This is a genomic window from Rahnella sp. BCC 1045 (genome assembly GCF_019049615.1).
Taxonomy (GTDB): domain Bacteria; phylum Pseudomonadota; class Gammaproteobacteria; order Enterobacterales; family Enterobacteriaceae; genus Rahnella; species Rahnella contaminans.
On record NZ_JAFMOZ010000145.1, the window covers coordinates 63,693 to 78,813 of the forward strand.

The window sequence follows — 15,121 nt, forward strand, 5'->3', positions numbered from 1 at the left end:
CTCTTCACCCTAAAAGATCTCTCCGGTTCCGGCTGCGATTTTTCCCACTGCCTGTCAGTGGGAAACGCAATGCTCAGCTGAGCTGGCAAAACACGCGCAATTTTCCCGCCAGCGCGATTTGCGCCGCCGTGGCGTCCGGGCGGTAAAACAACGCCAGCTCGACGTTATCCACGGTGGGTAAGCCGCTATCTGCGCCGAGAATACGGTGTTCCGGCGTGACACAGCTGGCGGGCAGAAGCGTGATGCCCAGTCCGGCGGCGCTTGCGGCGACCAGCGCGGCGAGGCTGGCACTGCTGTAACTGATCCGCCAGCTGCGCCCGATGGCGTCCAGCGCCTGGCACAATTCTTCACGATACAAACCGTTGAGCGGGAACAGCACCAGCGGCACCGGGTCGCGCTCAAAAGCCGGAAACCCGGCGCTGTCGAGCCACAGCATCGGCTCGGGACGCGACGCATTGGCTTTCTCTCCGGTCAGCTGTTTCACCAGAATAATATCCAGCATTTCCTGCTGCCACGCGCGGCGCAGTTCATGGCTCAGGCCGCTGGTCACATCCAGCCGGATATGCGGATGTTCACGGCAAAACTGCGCCAGCAAAGACGTGGTGGCGGCAGCAAAATCTTCCGGCACGCCGAGACGCACAATGCCGTCCGGCCACTGATCGCTCAGCGCGTCGTGCGCCTCGCCGTTGAGCGCGATAATTCGCCGCGCATAGCCGAGCAGCCGCTCGCCTTCTTCGGTGAGCTGAACCTGATGCGACGTGCGCTCGAGCAAGGGTTTCCCCAGCGCTTCTTCGAGACGCCTGACCTGCTGGCTGACCGTCGATTGCGAAAGATAAACGCGGTCGGCGGCGCGGGTAAAGCTGCCGGTTTCGCAGACGGCCACAAAACTGAGCAGCTGTTGCGGGCTGAACATGGGATAGCGATTCATTTCATCACTACTTCTGGTTGTGGTATTTGAAATCCGAATAGCCAGAAGAGTATCAACCTTCGCGCTCACGCACCAGACTGGCTTGTTGCGCTCCGTTTGCGCTAAAAGAGTGCCTTGTTTTAGCGCATTCCAGCCTGGCGTCGGCGGGTATTTATTTGCCTTAAGATTGTATACAAGGCTTATTGCGCAAATCCGCTTTCTGGTACAGAAATTGCTTTTTCCTTGTGAGACCTCAAGGAGAAAAATATGAAAGCGATCGTGATTGGTGGCGGTATTGGCGGGGCATGTGCGGCGATTGCGCTCAAGCGTTTTGGCATCGAAACGGCGGTATACGAGGCGGTGAAAGAGATCAAACCGGTGGGCGCGGCGATTTCTATCTGGCCGAACGGCGTGAAATGTCTGAATTATCTCGGGATGAAAGAACCGTTGCGCAAGCTGGGTGGGCAGATGCGGTTTATGGCCTACAAAGATTATCAGCAGGGCCAGACGATGACGCGCTTCTCGATGGATCCGCTGATTCAGAGCGTCGGTGAGCAGCCGTATCCGGTGGCGCGCGCGGAACTTCAGTCGATGCTGCTCGACACCTATGGCCGCGACGAGGTGCAGTTTGGCAAACGCGTTACGCACGTCGAGGAATCCGCAGACAGCGTCACCGCCTGGTTTGACGATGGGTCATCAGCAACAGGCGATGTGCTGATTGCCGCCGATGGCACGCATTCTGTGATCCGTCAGCATGTTCTGGGCTACGCCACCGAGCGCCGTTATGCCGGTTACGTTAACTGGAACGGGCTGGTGGAAATCGATGAAAGTATCGCGCCTGCCGATCAGTGGACGACATTCGTCGGTGAAGGTAAGCGTGTTTCGCTGATGCCGGTAAGCGACAACCGTTTCTACTTTTTCTTTGACGTTCCGCTGCCCAAAGGCCTGCAGGAAGATCGCGCCACGGTGCGCGACGATTTACAGCGCTACTTTGCCGGCTGGGCAGAACCGGTGCAGAAACTGATTAGCCTGATTAATCCTGACACCACCAACCGGATTGAAATCCACGATATCGAACCATTTATGCAACTGGTGAAAGGGCGGATTGCGCTGCTGGGTGACTCCGGCCACAGCACGACGCCGGATATCGGGCAGGGCGGCTGCGCGGCAATGGAAGACGCCGTGGTGCTGGCCAATGTGTTGCAAACCAATTCGTTAGGGATTGAAGATGCGCTGCTGCGTTATCAGGAAAAACGCGCGTATCGCGTGAAGGATCTGGTGCTGAAAGCGCGTAAACGCTGCGATGTTACGCACGGAAAAGAAATGGCCGTGACCGAACAATGGTACGAAGATTTAAAAACCGAAACTGGCGAACGCATTCTTTCCGGAATGTGCGAAACCATTCTGGGTGGCCCGCTGGAATAGCGCAGTGACAGCCAGGAAATAACTTTTTACAACTCCTTAAAGTTTCCTGTGGTTTTGCCGAAAATAGCATCAGAAGGATCAGGGTATCCACTGGCGCTATGGCGCAAAACAAGGGAACTATCAGGATGACAATCATTTCTGCGACAGGCAATCAGTCAGCCACTACGCTGCTGGCCGCCACCAAAACCACGGCAACGGTGACCGCTGTCGCCAGCCAGCAAGCGGCGGCGACGCAATCGACTTCCGTGACGATCGGGCAGGCGACCAGCAGCACGCCGGTTTACGCCATCACCAAACCGGCGCTGGTGTGGGAAAATGCATCTGCCGATCTTATCTCGTCGAAGCTGGCGGGAAATTTCAGTTCTGCGGGCAATGCGGCGCGTTTTGCCGGGCTGGGTGCGGCGCTGCTGGAGCGCTTTACCACGGAGGCAGGCAGTTATTCGCAATCTGTCTTAAAGCAGACGGCGGGTCAGGCTTCCTCCGTCAACATCGCGCAATCGCAACTTCATACCAAAGCGGATAACCAGATCACCCTGAGCGTGAAAACGGCCAGCGGTGCGCGGGTGGATATCACGCTGGGCAGCGATGCCGACGGTCTGGGCGTGCAGGTGAACGTCACCAAAGGCACGCTCAGCGACGCCGATCGCACGGCGCTGGCCGGTCTGGCCGACGGTTTTCAGAAAGCCATCGACGGGCTGACCGCGCAACCGCCAAAGCTTGATCTGAGCGGATTAACAAAATTCGATACCTCAGTGCTGTCTTCCGTTGATTTGCATGCCACGCTGGGCACCAAAAACAACGTTCAGACGCTGGATTTCCACGCCGACGCCAGCACGCGTTCGGTGAAATCTACCGGCGAGCTGGGCACGGTGGATATCAGCGTCGACATGAGCAAACGCGCACTTCTCGGTACCGACTCACAGCAGAAACAGGCGCTGAATCAGTATCTGAAACAGTTAAGCAGTGCGGGAACGCGGGGCAATGCCGACTCTTCGCTGATGGACATGTTCAAAGACGCATTTACTGCGCTTAACAGCAATTACGGCGCGTCGGCGACAACGTACAAAAGCAGCGGACCAGAACCGGTTCACTTCTCGCTGACTAAAACCGACAAAAACATGATGTCCGGGCTGGCCGATTTCACGGCATCAGTGACGCAGACGCCAACGGATAAAACCAATCCGATGCGCCCTGACGAAGTGGATACTTTCTCTTATCAGGTTTCGCAGGCCAGCACGATCACCGGCGACAGCACGCAGAACCGCAATATTACGCAAAAGCAGCAGTCGCATCTGGTCGCGAGCTTCCACCAGTCATTAACACCGGGGCTTCAGCTGAATCTGACCAGTGACCGGGATTCGCAGAATTATCTCTACTATCAGATTGATGATAAAGCCGAAAGCACGACGTCAGTGCAGTACCACAAAGGGGCGCTGGTGAGTGCGTCTGTGGATCAGTCGGCCAGCACCTCAACGCATATTCAGAAGTATGTGAAAGGCTGGCTGGAATCAGACACGACGACGCCGGTGGAAACGTCAAAAACCACTGATTTGCTCGGCAAGCTGCAATCCGCGTGGCAAAACGATGCGCCGCGCATGTCGTTCCGGGATTATCTGGCGCATCAGTCGCTGCCGGATCTCAGCGGTCTGGTGTTGTTGGAATCAGACCCGGTGCAGCTGAAAAACACGTCGGCCTGAATCTGAGTCCCTCAAAGTAACAGCCTCGCAGGAGGCTGTTACTCTTTCTGCTTACATCTCAAATTTCGTTCCCTGCACGGTGATTTCTGCAAATTGCAGATGGTGCATGAACTCGCGCAAAATCAGCAATGTGGCCGCGAAATCATTGCCGTCCGGCAGCCCTTCAAAGTGCGCAGGACGCCCGTTAATCACCAGTGCCAGCCGGTCAAACGTCCGTTCGACGGCGTCGAGCGACAGCGTCATCACCTCGTTTTCTGCCACACCGGCAATGCGTGCCAGCGCGCGGATATCGTTGTCGGTGCTGAACAGCGCCGCGCTTGCGGGAATGTCGTGCCGGATACGAATAATTTCATCTTCCACCACCATAATGGCGGTTTCCATTTCGTCCGGCGTGGGCGGCGTGTGGCGGAAATAGCCCACAGACGTCAGCTGTGAGCCCAGCGTCAGCGGCAAAATCTTGTCTTCAGCCGCGGAATTTCTGACGACAATTTGCGTCTCTTCGTGGCCGATATGCAGTAATACAGCGGGTGTGGTCATCGGTTTCTCCCAATCGATAGATTTCTAACATACTCCCGGCCAGCAGGATCAGGCAATCCTCAGGCAGTATTGGTCTATCTTCCTTTCGCCCGCCGGTCTTAGCATGAAGCCTCACAAACCGGAGGCATTCATGAAACAGATAAATCAAATCTATATTAACGGCGAGTTCGTCACTCCGCACGGCACCGAAGTGATGAACCTGATCAATCCGGTGACTGAACAGGTCGCGGCGCAGGTTCGTCTTGCCGATGAAACCGATACCCGCCAGGCGATCGCTTCAGCAAAAGCTGCTTACGTTTCTTTCTCACGGACCAGCAAAGCGCAGCGCATTCAGTATTTACAACAACTGCATGACGCAGTACTGGCGCGGGCAGACGCGCTGGAAGCAGTGATGAGCGCCGAATATGGCGGCTCGCTGGCGATGGTGCGCGGCACCGTAGCGCGGGCGTCCGGCGCATTTTTGCAGGCGATAAAGCTGCTCAGCGAGTATGAATTTGTCCGCCAGATTGGCAGGGCGAAAGTGGTGATGGAACCGCTGGGCGTCGTCGGGCTGATCACGCCGTGGAACGCCAGCTACGGTTTCATCTGCAACAAAATGGCGACCGCGCTGGCAGCGGGCAGCACGGTGGTGATCAAGCCCAGCGAGCTGAGCGCGGGCCAGACGCAGTTGCTGACAGAGTGCCTGCACGCCGCAGGTTTACCGGCGGGCGTGTTTAATATTGTCACCGGACGCGGCGACGTGGTCGGGGCAGAAATTACCCGTCACCCTGATATCGCGAAAATCTCCTTTACCGGGTCGACGGCGGTGGGCAAAGCGATTGCCCGCGGCGCGGTAGATACCCTGAAACGCGTGACGCTGGAGCTCGGCGGCAAGTCGCCTAACATTCTTCTGCCAGATGTTAATCTCGAAAAAGCTATTCCGCTGGCGCTGGCGGTTGGCACGATGAATAACGGCCAGGCATGCATCGCCGGCACCCGTTTGCTGGTGCCGGAGGAACGGCTGGAAGAAGTGAAAGCGCATCTGGTGCGCGCGGTGGCGAACGTCAAAGTGGGCAACCCGCAGCAGACGGATACGCAAATCGGCCCGCTGGTGACGGCAAAACAGTATGACCGCGTGCAGAATTATATCCGTCTGGGCATTGAAGAAGGCGCGGAACTGCTGTGCGGCGGCGAAGGGCGTCCGGAAGGTTTAAACAGCGGTTATTTCGTCAAACCGACGGTATTTGTGAACGTCACGCCCGATATGACTATCGCCCGCGAAGAGATTTTCGGGCCGGTGATTTCAGTGCTGACCTACCGCACTGTCGAAGAGGCGGTGCAGATGGCGAACGATACGGTGTACGGCTTGCAGGCGTATGTCAGCGGGGAAAATCGTCAGCAGGCGCGGGAAGTCGCGGCGCAGATTGTGGCTGGACGGGTATTCGTCAACGGCATGTATGACGCGCCTGATGCGCCGTTTGGCGGTTTCAAACAATCCGGTTTAGGGCGCGAATTTGGCACTTACGGGCTGGAAGCGTATCTTGAGCCGAAGACCCTGATCGACGATGAGTGAAGAGACTATGAACCCCCTGATGTCCCTGAGCGCGCGCGTTTTGCGCGCCTTTTCAGCCCTGCCGCCGGATGAAAATTCCTGTCCGACGGCGCTGCCGTGGCTGTCGTTTATCCGTTTCACGCATCCGACGGCGCTCAATAAAGGCATGCTTTCTCCGTCGATGTGCCTGATTTTACAGGGCCAAAAAAAGGTGCTGATTGGCGCGGAAGTGGTGGAATACGGCGCGGGCAGTTATCTGCTTTCGGCGATTGATATGCCGGTTTCCGGGCAGGTGACGCAGGCGACGGAAGAGACGCCGTATCTGGGGATCCGTATCGATTTGGATCTGAAAGAAATGGCCGATCTGATGATCGACATGCAGCTCGATCCGCTCCCGGCTGCGCGATCCGGCGGCGTCACGTACGTGGCAAAATCCGATGACTGTCTGGCAGATGCCTTTTTGCGGCTGGTTGTTATGCTGGATATTCCGCAGGATTTACAGGCGCTCGGGCAACTGGTGAAAAAAGAGATTTTCTACAGGCTGATCACCGCACCGGAAGGCGGCCATTTTTATCAGCATTTGCTGTCGTATTATCAGGGGAAAGGCGTGAGCGAGGCGATTGTGTGGATCAAAGCCAATTTCGCGCACCCGCTGCGGATGGATGAACTGGCAAAAATTGTCGGCATGAGCGTTTCGAATCTGCATCACCGTTTCAAGGCGCTGACGGTCATGAGCCCGCTGCAATACCAGAAACAGATCCGTTTACTGGAAGCGCGCCGTCTGCTGCTGAGCGGCAATATCGACGCGGCGACCGCGGCATTTCGTGTGGGCTACGAAAGCCCGTCGCAGTTTAACCGGGAATACCGCCGCTCGTTTGGCGCGCCGCCGTTGCAGGATATCGGCCAGCTCAGACAGCAGGGTGTAACGCTGTAGTGTGCGGCGGGCTGCGCCGCGCAAACTCCTTCACCATCCAGTCAATAAACACCCGCACGCGGGGCGAAAGCTGACGGTTACGCGGATAAAGCAGCGCTACAGGCAACGCGCCGACCGGGAAATCCGCCAGAATTTGCACCAGCGTGCCCTGCGCCAGATCGTCGGTTAACCCGTAATGCGGCACCTGCATAATGCCCATTCCGCGCCGCGCCGCTTCTTTCATGCTTTCCGCACCGTTGACCGACAAACTGGTTGGCAACATCACTTCCCGCGCTTTCCCGTTCTGATGAAAAATCAGCGGCAACAGGCCGCCGGTCGCGCTTGAGCGGTAACCAATCATCCGGTGATTAGCGAGATCGTCCGGCGTTTCCGGTATACCAAAACGCGCAAGATACGCCGGGCTGGCGCAGGTGATTTCCGACAGCGTTCCCAGCGGACGCGTCACCATATCGCTGTCTTTCAGTTCGCCCGCGCGGATCACGCAGTCGATACCTTCACGAACCAGATCGACGAAGCGGTCGCCTTCGCTCAGATAAAATTCGATCTCAGGATATTGCGCCAGAAAATCCGGCAAACCGGGCAGAAGAAAATGCCGCGCCAGTGAACCGTGGACGTCCACCCGCAACAACCCTTTGGGCTGCGCACCGGCGAAATCCATCTCGGCATCTTCCACGTCGGCCAGAATGCGCAGACAGCGCTGATAATACGCCTCGCCGTCCAGCGTCGGGCTGACATGGCGCGTAGTGCGTTGCAACAACCGAGCCTTCAGCCGCACTTCGAGCTGCTTAATGGCGTCGGTCACCGTCGAGCGTTTCAGGTTCAGATCCTGCGCGGCCTGCGTAAAACTGCGCAGCTCTACCACGCGGGTAAACAACCGCATACTGTCGAGTTTATCCATGATGATTGTTCGCCTTTTCCGGATAGTGATAACGAATATCAGGTAATTATCCGGCACCGTCAATCGGCTACTCTTTCTTCATCGACAGCAGATCCTATTCACTGAACAAGGAAATACCTCATGACGACATCCAGACAGAAAGTCGCGCTGGTCACCGGCGCATCACGCGGTATTGGCGCAGCCATCGCAGAACGCCTGGCACGCGACGGGTTTACCGTGATTGTGAACTATTCCCGCGGCGCGGCAGAAGCCGACGCGGTGGTGAGTAAAATTGAACAGGCAGGTGGAAAGGCCATCACCGCGCAGGCCGATGTCAGTGATGGCACCGCGGTCAGCCGTATGTTTGCCAGCGCACAGCAAGCCTTTGGTGGTGTGGATGTGCTGGTGAATAACGCCGGAATTATGACGCTTTCGGCGATTGCTGATACCGACGATGCGACGTTCGACCGCCTGATCGACATCAACCTGAAAGGCACGTTTAACACCCTGCGTGAAGCGGCGAAACATTTGCACGACGGGGGGCGGATCATCAACTTCTCATCGACTGTCGTCGGGCTGTATCAGCCAACCTACGGCGTGTATGCCGCGACCAAAGCGGCTGTCGAGGCGCTGAGCCGTGTGCTGACCAAAGAAATGCGTGGACGCCAGATAACCGTCAACACCGTGGCACCTGGCCCGACGGCAACGGATTTATTCCTCAGCGGAAAATCGGATCAACTGGTGGAAACCATCGCTAAAACGTCACCGCTTGAGCGCCTCGGTCAGCCGGAAGATATCGCCTCCGTCGTTGCATTCCTCGCCGGTCCCGATGGCGCCTGGGTCAACGGCCAGACGCTGAAGGCCAATGGCGGGATTATTTAATCTGATGAGTTCACGCGTACTGCGCTTCGCCGTTGCCGAAGGACCAGTTTTCTTTCGGCACTTCGACCAGACTGATGAATACGTCTTCGAGGCGTAGTCCGGCTTTTTCGTGCAGACCGTACGCTACGGCGTGATAGAACGCCTTTTTCATCTCTGTCGTGCGGCCTGCGTTCAGGGTTATCTGGATAACGATGCAGTTCGGGCTGCGCTGTATATCCAGATAGTCCGGTGAAATCATCATTTCTGCCGGAGAGTGTTCGGAGATAACAATAAACTTGTCGTTTTCCGGCACACTGAGTGTGTTGCGCATGGCGTCGTACACCACATCGCCAACGGTTTTGCGGTAGGTTTCGGGTTTTCCTTCAACCATATCAATACGTACAAAAGGCATTTTATTCTCCTCATTATTTTCTGTAGGGCTCGCATCTCTCAGGATGCGGCCTTTCAGGTATGCAACACGAGGAGCCGGTCTGTCGAGCGATTTTTTGTACGCACCGGTAACCTGTTTTACACCGTAGCCGCTTTGCGCCTGAACATCTCCAGCCAGGCCGGACGGCAGAACATCACCAGATTCCCCAGCAGAATAAGCGCCAGTCCGACAATGGCATTGATATGCCACTGATAGCCTTCGTAGAAGGTGGAAACGGTCAGCGCCACCAGCGGGAACAGCAGCGTGCTGTAAGCCGCCTGACTCGCGCCGATGCGTCCGACCAGCGTGAAATACATGCCAAAAGCCAGCACCGAGCCAAATACCGAAAGATAAACCAGCGAACCGAGGTATTGCGGCCTCAGGTCGATGGCGAAGGACGCGCCCTGAACCAGACTCAGTGCGCCCATCACCGCGGTGCCGTAAAACATCGCGTAAGTATTAGTGGAAAGGACATCCAGGCCGTGGCGCTGATGGCGCGAGCTGATCATATTACCCAGTGAGAATCCGTACGTACCGAGCAGGCTGAGGCCGATGCCTTTGAGTAATTCCGGTGCGATATGAGTCGCGCTCAGGTCGTGCCAGAACAGGGTCACAATGCCCGCCAGCCCGAGGAGGGAGGCGGGAATGACTGCCGGTGCCAGCTTCTGGCGAAAAAACAGCATGCCGTTGAAGGCGTTAAATAATACCGCCATCGAGAAAATCACCGATTCCAGCCCGCTGGTGATGTACGCGGCGGCGTGGTAGAAGCAGTAAAAGTTGAAGCAAAAAACACAGCACCCCTGCACCATGCAAAACAGATGATCTTTCAGCGCCAGACGGCGCAAACGGCGGGCGGCCAGCAGCGCCACCAGCATAATCACGGCAGAAAGCAGGAAGCGGTAAAAAATCGAAACTGTCACCGGTACAGCGCCCTGTTGCAGATAAATGGCAAACCAGGTAGTGCCCCAGATAATAATCACAGAGATATACAAAAACACATTCATGGACTTCTCTCACGCAAAGTATTGATTGAACGAGATTCTGCCGGAATATGGCGCGACGGGATTTCAGCGGCTTGCGGTGAGTTGCATATTCTTGCGCATTTTTTGCGGTTCAGTGGCAGCAAAATCTGGCTCAACCTGTGTCTGAAAACGTAAACTGAATCTCCTCTTTTCTCCACTCGGTGCTCATCATGGCGAAGGTTTATCAGGCTTTCGAAACGCTGCGTAAGCATAAAGCGGTTCTGCACGACAGTGTGGCGCTGGGCTCCGGCATTCAGCTGGCGGCCTGGTCGAACAAAAACGACATCGTGACGCAGGAAAGCCCGGACCATCACACGCTGAGTCTTTACGTCGCCGACGGTTATGAGTGTTATCACAAAACCCGCGGCGGCTGGCGTAACGGCGGCGGGCCAGATCGTTTTTGCCTGATGCCAAAACACAGCATGTCGAGCTGGGATGTACGCGACGATTTGTCGTTTGTGCATCTGTATTGTTCTGACGATCATCTGCGGCATCTGGTGGAGCAAACGTGGGATCGCAGCCCGGCGTCGATTCAGGTGGAAGAGCGCACGTTTGAGGAGGATCCGCAGATTACGCTGCTGTATCGCCACTTTTTGCTCAGCAGCCAGTGGCAGGAAAACAGCAATCAGCTGATGCTGAGCAGTGCGGCAAATCTGCTGATGGCGCATCTGGTCAAAAATTACACCCATCTGCAATGGGCGCTGCCGGTAGTGCGCGGCGGGCTCGCGCCGTACATTCTCAACCGTGTAAAAGACTATATCCACGCGCACCTGGCGGAGCCGTTATTGCTGCCGGAACTGGCGCTGCTGGCGGAACTCAGCGAGTTTCATTTTGCCCGCATGTTTAAACTCAGCATGGGCATGGCACCGCACCAGTATGTGATGAATGCGCGGCTAATTCAGGCGGAAAATCTGTTAAAGAACAGTACACTGGACATCACTTCCATTGCGCTGGAATGCGGATTCAGCTCCGCCAGCCATTTCAGTAACCGCTTTAAATCGGTGCGCGGCTTGACGCCTTCGGCGCTGCGCAGCGGCATTATTGTCTGATTTCCTTTTCCGGCTAAAAACCCCTCTTTCCGACCGAACAATTCCAATGCTAAGTTAATGGTCATCGGAATAAATCAGAAAAACTTAAAGGAAAATTATGCTGACTCAGGCGCCTGTTCTTGAAACCGAACGTTTGATTTTGCGCGGGCATCGCGTGGAAGATTTCAACGCTATCGCCGCACAGTGGGCCGATCCTGCCGTTGTGAAATATATCGGCGGCACGCCGTCCACCCGCGAGGCCAGCTGGAGCCGTTTGCTGCGTTATCCCGGCCACTGGCAGATGCTCGGTTTTGGCTACTGGATTGTGTTTGAAAAGCACAACGATGCGGAAGGGGCGTTTGTCGGGGAAATTGGTCTGGCAGATTATCAGCGCGATATCTCGCCTTCGCTGAACGGCATGGCGGAAATGGGCTGGGTGGTTTCGCCAAAATTTCACGGCAAAGGCTATGCTTCTGAGGCCGCACAGGCGGTGCTGAACTGGGCAGAAGCCAGCCTTGATCGCCAGCTGTGCTGCATTATCGAGCCGGAACATCACGCGTCAATCCGCCTGGCGGAGAAGTGCGGTTTTGTCGCGCAAACAGACACGACGTATCACGGTACAAAAACGCGGATTTTTATCCGCCGCTAATCGTTTCCACATTGAGGGGAATTCATGCTGAAAATTCTGGGTAAATCGCCGTCAATCAACGTGCGTAAAGTCTTGTGGACCTGCTTTGAGCTGGGACTGGAGTTCGAACAGGAGCAGTTTGGTTCGGGGTTTCAGCCCACGCAGACACCGGAATTTAAGGCGCTGAACCCGAATGCGATGGTGCCGGTGGTGCTCGACGGTGAGTTTGTGTTGTGGGAATCCAACGTGATTTGCCGTTATCTGGCCGCGCGGGAAGGGCGCGAGGATTTGCTGTCTTCCGACCCGAAACGCCGTGCTCTCACGGAACAGTGGATGGACTGGCAGGCGGGTGAGCTGAATAATTCGTGGCGTTATGCGTTTCCGGCGCTGGCGCGCAACAGCCCGCAGCATCAGGATCCGGCACTGATTGATGCCGGTGTCAGCGAATGGAACCGCCACATGCAAATGCTCGAAGAACAATTGCAGCGCAGCGGTGATTACGTGCTGGGAGATAATTTTACGCTGGCAGATATTCCGCTCGGGCTGGCGGTAAACCGCTGGTCGATGACGCCGATGTCGCGCCCGGCTTTGCCTGCGGTGGCCGCCTATTATGACCGGTTAAACCAGCGTGAAGGTTTCCGGCTTTATGGAAGAAACGGCCTGGTCTGAGCCGCTCACACCACGAAAAATACGACGCCGCAATGTCCTTCGCGGCGTCGTTGTATTCTAAACCGTTCCCTTTATCTTTCGGGCAGAGATAAAAGATAAAGGGCCGTTTGATGACTCAAACAGACGCATCGGTTTATTTAAAATCAACCCTCATCAGTTCAGATATTGTCTGACCACGGGTGGAAGAAACACATTTATCAATATAACTTTTGAAGGCGGCGGGTTTAGGAATACCCATATTCAGCAAGCGCGAATTATCAAACTTCACATTTAATTGCGCAAAGCCGCCGTAAAGTTTAATCGCACGCAGAATTATCTTGTCATTACACGGCCCGAGCACGTCTTTAAACTGTTTACGGATACCGGTAAATTCCTGATAACTGATCTGCTGATATTCACTGATAATACGCGATGTATTATTGGCTTTTGCCACAGACGTATCTATTTCATGGAATGGCGTACACATTTCTTCACCGGAAGAAATATGATAGAAACTGTGGTTCAGTTCAGCCGCAAGGCACAATTTCACCAGCACCATGGCGCAATAATCAACCGGAATAACATCTACCTGATCGTCGAGCGTACAGGTAAATTTCTTCAGTTTAATCGCCATCATGAAGACCCAGAAAATGCTGCTCGACGGCTGGCAGCCATACTGTGTGTGACCCACAATGATTGACGGACGGGCGACCACAAACGGCAGGTTCGGACATTCGGTGCGAACCAGGTTTTCGATGGCGCGCTTGGAAGCGGTGTACTGCACCAGATCTTCGTTGTGTTCGTTGTCCGGCATGCCTTCATAGAAGACGCTGTCTTTGTCCGGCATGGATGCCATCGCGGTGCCGACGTGGACAAACCGTTGCAGGCCTTTGACCTGCGCCATGCGTTTGGCGAAAATCAGTGAACCTTCAACGTTGACACGCCACATCGCCGGATTATTACCAAATGACGCAATCGCGGCGCAGTTAATAACATGTGTGACATGATCTAAACGCGGATCCTGAATAAAGTTCTCCGGTTCAGAAAGGTCGCCGGTTAATATTGATTGCTCATTAATCGCGGCAAGCTGTTCATCTGATAATTCAAACTTTCTCAAATTGTCGATAATTCTGGCGAGTCCCGTCGCACTATCGTCAGCCCTGACTAAAAGTAATAATTGGTTTTTAGAACTTAATTGTTGACGAAGAATATATTCAACAACCGCTCCGCCCACGAAACCTGTAGCGCCGGTAATTAAAATGGTGTTCATAACGATGACCTGCAACGGGAAATTAACGGCACAGTATCACCCCTATTCTAAACGGAACGTATACCAGTTTTTGCCGCAAGTAAACGCAACCTCAACAGCACGAAAAGCTTAAAATATTAAAAAAGTTCCATTGTCATGAAAATTAAATAATCGGGCATCATTACTTACAATGGGAAATAATTATCAGGTGTGAACAAAATAATTAAGTCAAATTAACGCGGGGTGTTTATGCGCTATCGGCGGGCGCCGGAGGGCATTTTCATCGCAGAATGAGAAGAACCTGTGCGCAGAAAGTATCCACTCCTGCGTCACTACGTTAAACTGTAGCCTTGAGTATAGTGAGAAAGAAGGATTAAGAAAGGATGACGCGAACGGCGTGTCTGGTGTGTAATGCAGGGAATATTGCGCAGGTCATTCCCTCATGCGCTGAAATAAGGTACAAGGCTGCATGAAAATCCCAAATAGAATCCAACCTCTGGTGGATGACGGCCTGATCGACGATGTGGTCCGTCGTTTGAAAAGTGGCAAAGAAGCCGACGTGTACACCGTTTTATGCGGTGAAGAGATTCGTTGTGCCAAAGTTTATAAAGAAGCCACCCAGCGTAGTTTCAAGCAGGCCGTGCAGTATCAGGAAGGCCGAAAAGTCCGGAACACCCGCAACGCGCGTGCGATGCAAAAAGGGTCAAAATTCGGGCGCAAGCAGCAGGAAGAATCCTGGCAAACGGCAGAAGTGGATGCGCTGTTCCGTCTGGCAAACGCCGGGGTACGCGTGCCGCAGCCTTACATTTGTCTTGATGGCGTGTTGCTAATGGAGCTGATCACTGACGCTGACGGCGTGGTTGCGCCGCGTCTGAGTGACGTTATCCTGACCGAAGAAGAAGCCGTGGCGGATTTCGAAACCATGATCCGCAATATCGTGCGCATGCTGTGCGCGGGTATCGTTCACGGGGATTTGTCAGAATTTAACGTGCTGATGGATGCCGACGGGCCGGTGATTATCGACCTGCCGCAGGCCGTGGACGCCGCCGCGAACAATCATGCCGAATCGATGTTTGAGCGCGATGTGAATAACATGACCGAATATTATGGTCAGTTCGCGCCGCAGCTGCTGGAAACGCGTTATGCGAAAGAAATCTGGGCGTTATATGAAGACGGCAAACTGACGCCGGAAACGCCTCTGACCGGTCAGTTCGCCGAAGATACGCATAAAGCGGATGTGGATTCCCTGCTCGATGAAATCATCGCCGCTGAAGATGAGTACTATGATCGTCAGCGCGCAATGAAAGAACGGGATTTATAATGCCCTTCATACTTCGAGCTGCAGAT

15 protein-coding genes are annotated in these 15,121 nt (G+C 54.8%); 9 read left to right on the plus strand and 6 right to left on the minus strand.

Going from position 1 to position 15,121, the window contains the following annotated elements:
- Positions 1 to 73 precede the first annotated feature (73 nt).
- Positions 74 to 928: a LysR family transcriptional regulator gene (locus J1782_RS25535; protein WP_217154218.1), complete on the minus strand. Its 855-nt coding sequence runs from the start codon at positions 926 to 928 to the stop codon at positions 74 to 76.
- A gap of 246 nt (positions 929 to 1,174) precedes the next feature.
- Here J1782_RS25535 and hpxO point away from each other — a divergent pair, with 246 nt between their 5' ends.
- Together hpxO and J1782_RS25545 are read left to right on the plus strand one after the other, a co-directional pair.
- Positions 1,175 to 2,332 carry an FAD-dependent urate hydroxylase HpxO gene (hpxO, locus tag J1782_RS25540; protein ID WP_152327409.1) on the plus strand — a complete coding sequence of 386 codons (1,158 nt, stop codon included), beginning with the start codon at positions 1,175 to 1,177 and terminating at the stop codon, positions 2,330 to 2,332.
- 125 nt (positions 2,333 to 2,457) lie between these two features.
- Positions 2,458 to 4,029, plus strand: coding sequence for a hypothetical protein (locus tag J1782_RS25545; RefSeq protein WP_152327408.1), 1,572 nt, complete (start codon positions 2,458 to 2,460; stop codon positions 4,027 to 4,029).
- A 51-nt stretch (positions 4,030 to 4,080) separates the two neighbouring features.
- Here the strand turns inward: J1782_RS25545 and J1782_RS25550 are convergent, their stop codons facing one another.
- A complete protein-coding gene (locus J1782_RS25550) occupies positions 4,081 to 4,566 on the minus strand; it encodes a hypothetical protein (RefSeq protein ID WP_217154219.1) in 486 nt (161 codons plus the stop codon).
- Positions 4,567 to 4,696: 130 nt separating this feature from the next.
- On the opposite strand from J1782_RS25550, the gene J1782_RS25555 reads away from it, so the two are divergent.
- Positions 4,697 to 6,118: an aldehyde dehydrogenase family protein gene (locus J1782_RS25555; protein WP_217154220.1), complete on the plus strand. Its 1,422-nt coding sequence runs from the start codon at positions 4,697 to 4,699 to the stop codon at positions 6,116 to 6,118.
- On the plus strand, positions 6,111 to 7,031 hold the full coding sequence (locus J1782_RS25560; RefSeq protein ID WP_208950197.1) for an AraC family transcriptional regulator: 921 nt from the start codon (positions 6,111 to 6,113) through the stop codon (positions 7,029 to 7,031). Before J1782_RS25555 ends, J1782_RS25560 begins: the two co-directional genes overlap by 8 nt.
- On the opposite strand, the gene J1782_RS25565 is transcribed toward J1782_RS25560, so the two are convergent.
- Entirely contained in the window at positions 7,006 to 7,929 is a 924-nt protein-coding gene (locus J1782_RS25565) for a LysR family transcriptional regulator (RefSeq protein WP_165061278.1), read from the minus strand. The genes J1782_RS25560 and J1782_RS25565 overlap by 26 nt on opposite strands.
- A gap of 120 nt (positions 7,930 to 8,049) precedes the next feature.
- Between J1782_RS25565 and J1782_RS25570 the strand changes: the two genes are divergently transcribed.
- Positions 8,050 to 8,790: an SDR family oxidoreductase gene (locus J1782_RS25570; RefSeq protein WP_217154221.1), complete on the plus strand. Its 741-nt coding sequence runs from the start codon at positions 8,050 to 8,052 to the stop codon at positions 8,788 to 8,790.
- A 10-nt stretch (positions 8,791 to 8,800) separates the two neighbouring features.
- On the opposite strand, the gene J1782_RS25575 is transcribed toward J1782_RS25570, so the two are convergent.
- Complete coding sequence (locus J1782_RS25575) at positions 8,801 to 9,181, minus strand: tautomerase family protein (RefSeq protein WP_152327402.1); 381 nt, start codon at positions 9,179 to 9,181, stop codon at positions 8,801 to 8,803.
- 116 nt (positions 9,182 to 9,297) lie between these two features.
- A complete protein-coding gene (locus tag J1782_RS25580) occupies positions 9,298 to 10,203 on the minus strand; it encodes a DMT family transporter (protein WP_217154222.1) in 906 nt (301 codons plus the stop codon).
- Between the two features lie 188 nt (positions 10,204 to 10,391).
- On the opposite strand from J1782_RS25580, the gene J1782_RS25585 reads away from it, so the two are divergent.
- The 3 genes from J1782_RS25585 (at position 10,392) to J1782_RS25595 (ending at position 12,546) form a co-directional block, all read left to right on the plus strand.
- Complete coding sequence (locus tag J1782_RS25585; protein ID WP_152327470.1) at positions 10,392 to 11,270, plus strand: AraC family transcriptional regulator; 879 nt, start codon at positions 10,392 to 10,394, stop codon at positions 11,268 to 11,270.
- 97 nt (positions 11,271 to 11,367) lie between these two features.
- On the plus strand, positions 11,368 to 11,898 hold the full coding sequence (locus J1782_RS25590; protein WP_217154223.1) for a GNAT family N-acetyltransferase: 531 nt from the start codon (positions 11,368 to 11,370) through the stop codon (positions 11,896 to 11,898).
- A 24-nt stretch (positions 11,899 to 11,922) separates the two neighbouring features.
- A complete protein-coding gene (locus J1782_RS25595) occupies positions 11,923 to 12,546 on the plus strand; it encodes a glutathione S-transferase family protein (RefSeq protein ID WP_217154224.1) in 624 nt (207 codons plus the stop codon).
- A 133-nt stretch (positions 12,547 to 12,679) separates the two neighbouring features.
- Here J1782_RS25595 and J1782_RS25600 read toward each other — a convergent pair whose 3' ends face one another.
- Positions 12,680 to 13,795 carry an SDR family oxidoreductase gene (locus J1782_RS25600; RefSeq protein WP_165061290.1) on the minus strand — a complete coding sequence of 372 codons (1,116 nt, stop codon included), beginning with the start codon at positions 13,793 to 13,795 and terminating at the stop codon, positions 12,680 to 12,682.
- 448 nt (positions 13,796 to 14,243) lie between these two features.
- Between J1782_RS25600 and J1782_RS25605 the strand changes: the two genes are divergently transcribed.
- Positions 14,244 to 15,095: a PA4780 family RIO1-like protein kinase gene (locus J1782_RS25605; protein WP_152327397.1), complete on the plus strand. Its 852-nt coding sequence runs from the start codon at positions 14,244 to 14,246 to the stop codon at positions 15,093 to 15,095.
- Positions 15,096 to 15,121: the final 26 nt, after the last annotated feature.

What these genes read in the sequence shown, in the direction of transcription:
- J1782_RS25535 (WP_217154218.1), bottom strand. Translation starts at nt 928, where the DNA reads ATGAATCGCTATCCCATGTTCAGCCCGCAACAGCTGCTCAGTTTTGTG.
- hpxO (WP_152327409.1), top strand. Translation starts at nt 1,175, where the DNA reads ATGAAAGCGATCGTGATTGGTGGCGGTATTGGCGGGGCATGTGCGGCG.
- J1782_RS25545 (WP_152327408.1), top strand. Translation starts at nt 2,458, where the DNA reads ATGACAATCATTTCTGCGACAGGCAATCAGTCAGCCACTACGCTGCTG.
- J1782_RS25550 (WP_217154219.1), bottom strand. Translation starts at nt 4,566, where the DNA reads ATGACCACACCCGCTGTATTACTGCATATCGGCCACGAAGAGACGCAA.
- J1782_RS25555 (WP_217154220.1), top strand. Translation starts at nt 4,697, where the DNA reads ATGAAACAGATAAATCAAATCTATATTAACGGCGAGTTCGTCACTCCG.
- J1782_RS25560 (WP_208950197.1), top strand. Translation starts at nt 6,111, where the DNA reads ATGAGTGAAGAGACTATGAACCCCCTGATGTCCCTGAGCGCGCGCGTT.
- J1782_RS25565 (WP_165061278.1), bottom strand. Translation starts at nt 7,929, where the DNA reads ATGGATAAACTCGACAGTATGCGGTTGTTTACCCGCGTGGTAGAGCTG.
- J1782_RS25570 (WP_217154221.1), top strand. Translation starts at nt 8,050, where the DNA reads ATGACGACATCCAGACAGAAAGTCGCGCTGGTCACCGGCGCATCACGC.
- J1782_RS25575 (WP_152327402.1), bottom strand. Translation starts at nt 9,181, where the DNA reads ATGCCTTTTGTACGTATTGATATGGTTGAAGGAAAACCCGAAACCTAC.
- J1782_RS25580 (WP_217154222.1), bottom strand. Translation starts at nt 10,203, where the DNA reads ATGAATGTGTTTTTGTATATCTCTGTGATTATTATCTGGGGCACTACC.
- J1782_RS25585 (WP_152327470.1), top strand. Translation starts at nt 10,392, where the DNA reads ATGGCGAAGGTTTATCAGGCTTTCGAAACGCTGCGTAAGCATAAAGCG.
- J1782_RS25590 (WP_217154223.1), top strand. Translation starts at nt 11,368, where the DNA reads ATGCTGACTCAGGCGCCTGTTCTTGAAACCGAACGTTTGATTTTGCGC.
- J1782_RS25595 (WP_217154224.1), top strand. Translation starts at nt 11,923, where the DNA reads ATGCTGAAAATTCTGGGTAAATCGCCGTCAATCAACGTGCGTAAAGTC.
- J1782_RS25600 (WP_165061290.1), bottom strand. Translation starts at nt 13,795, where the DNA reads ATGAACACCATTTTAATTACCGGCGCTACAGGTTTCGTGGGCGGAGCG.
- J1782_RS25605 (WP_152327397.1), top strand. Translation starts at nt 14,244, where the DNA reads ATGAAAATCCCAAATAGAATCCAACCTCTGGTGGATGACGGCCTGATC.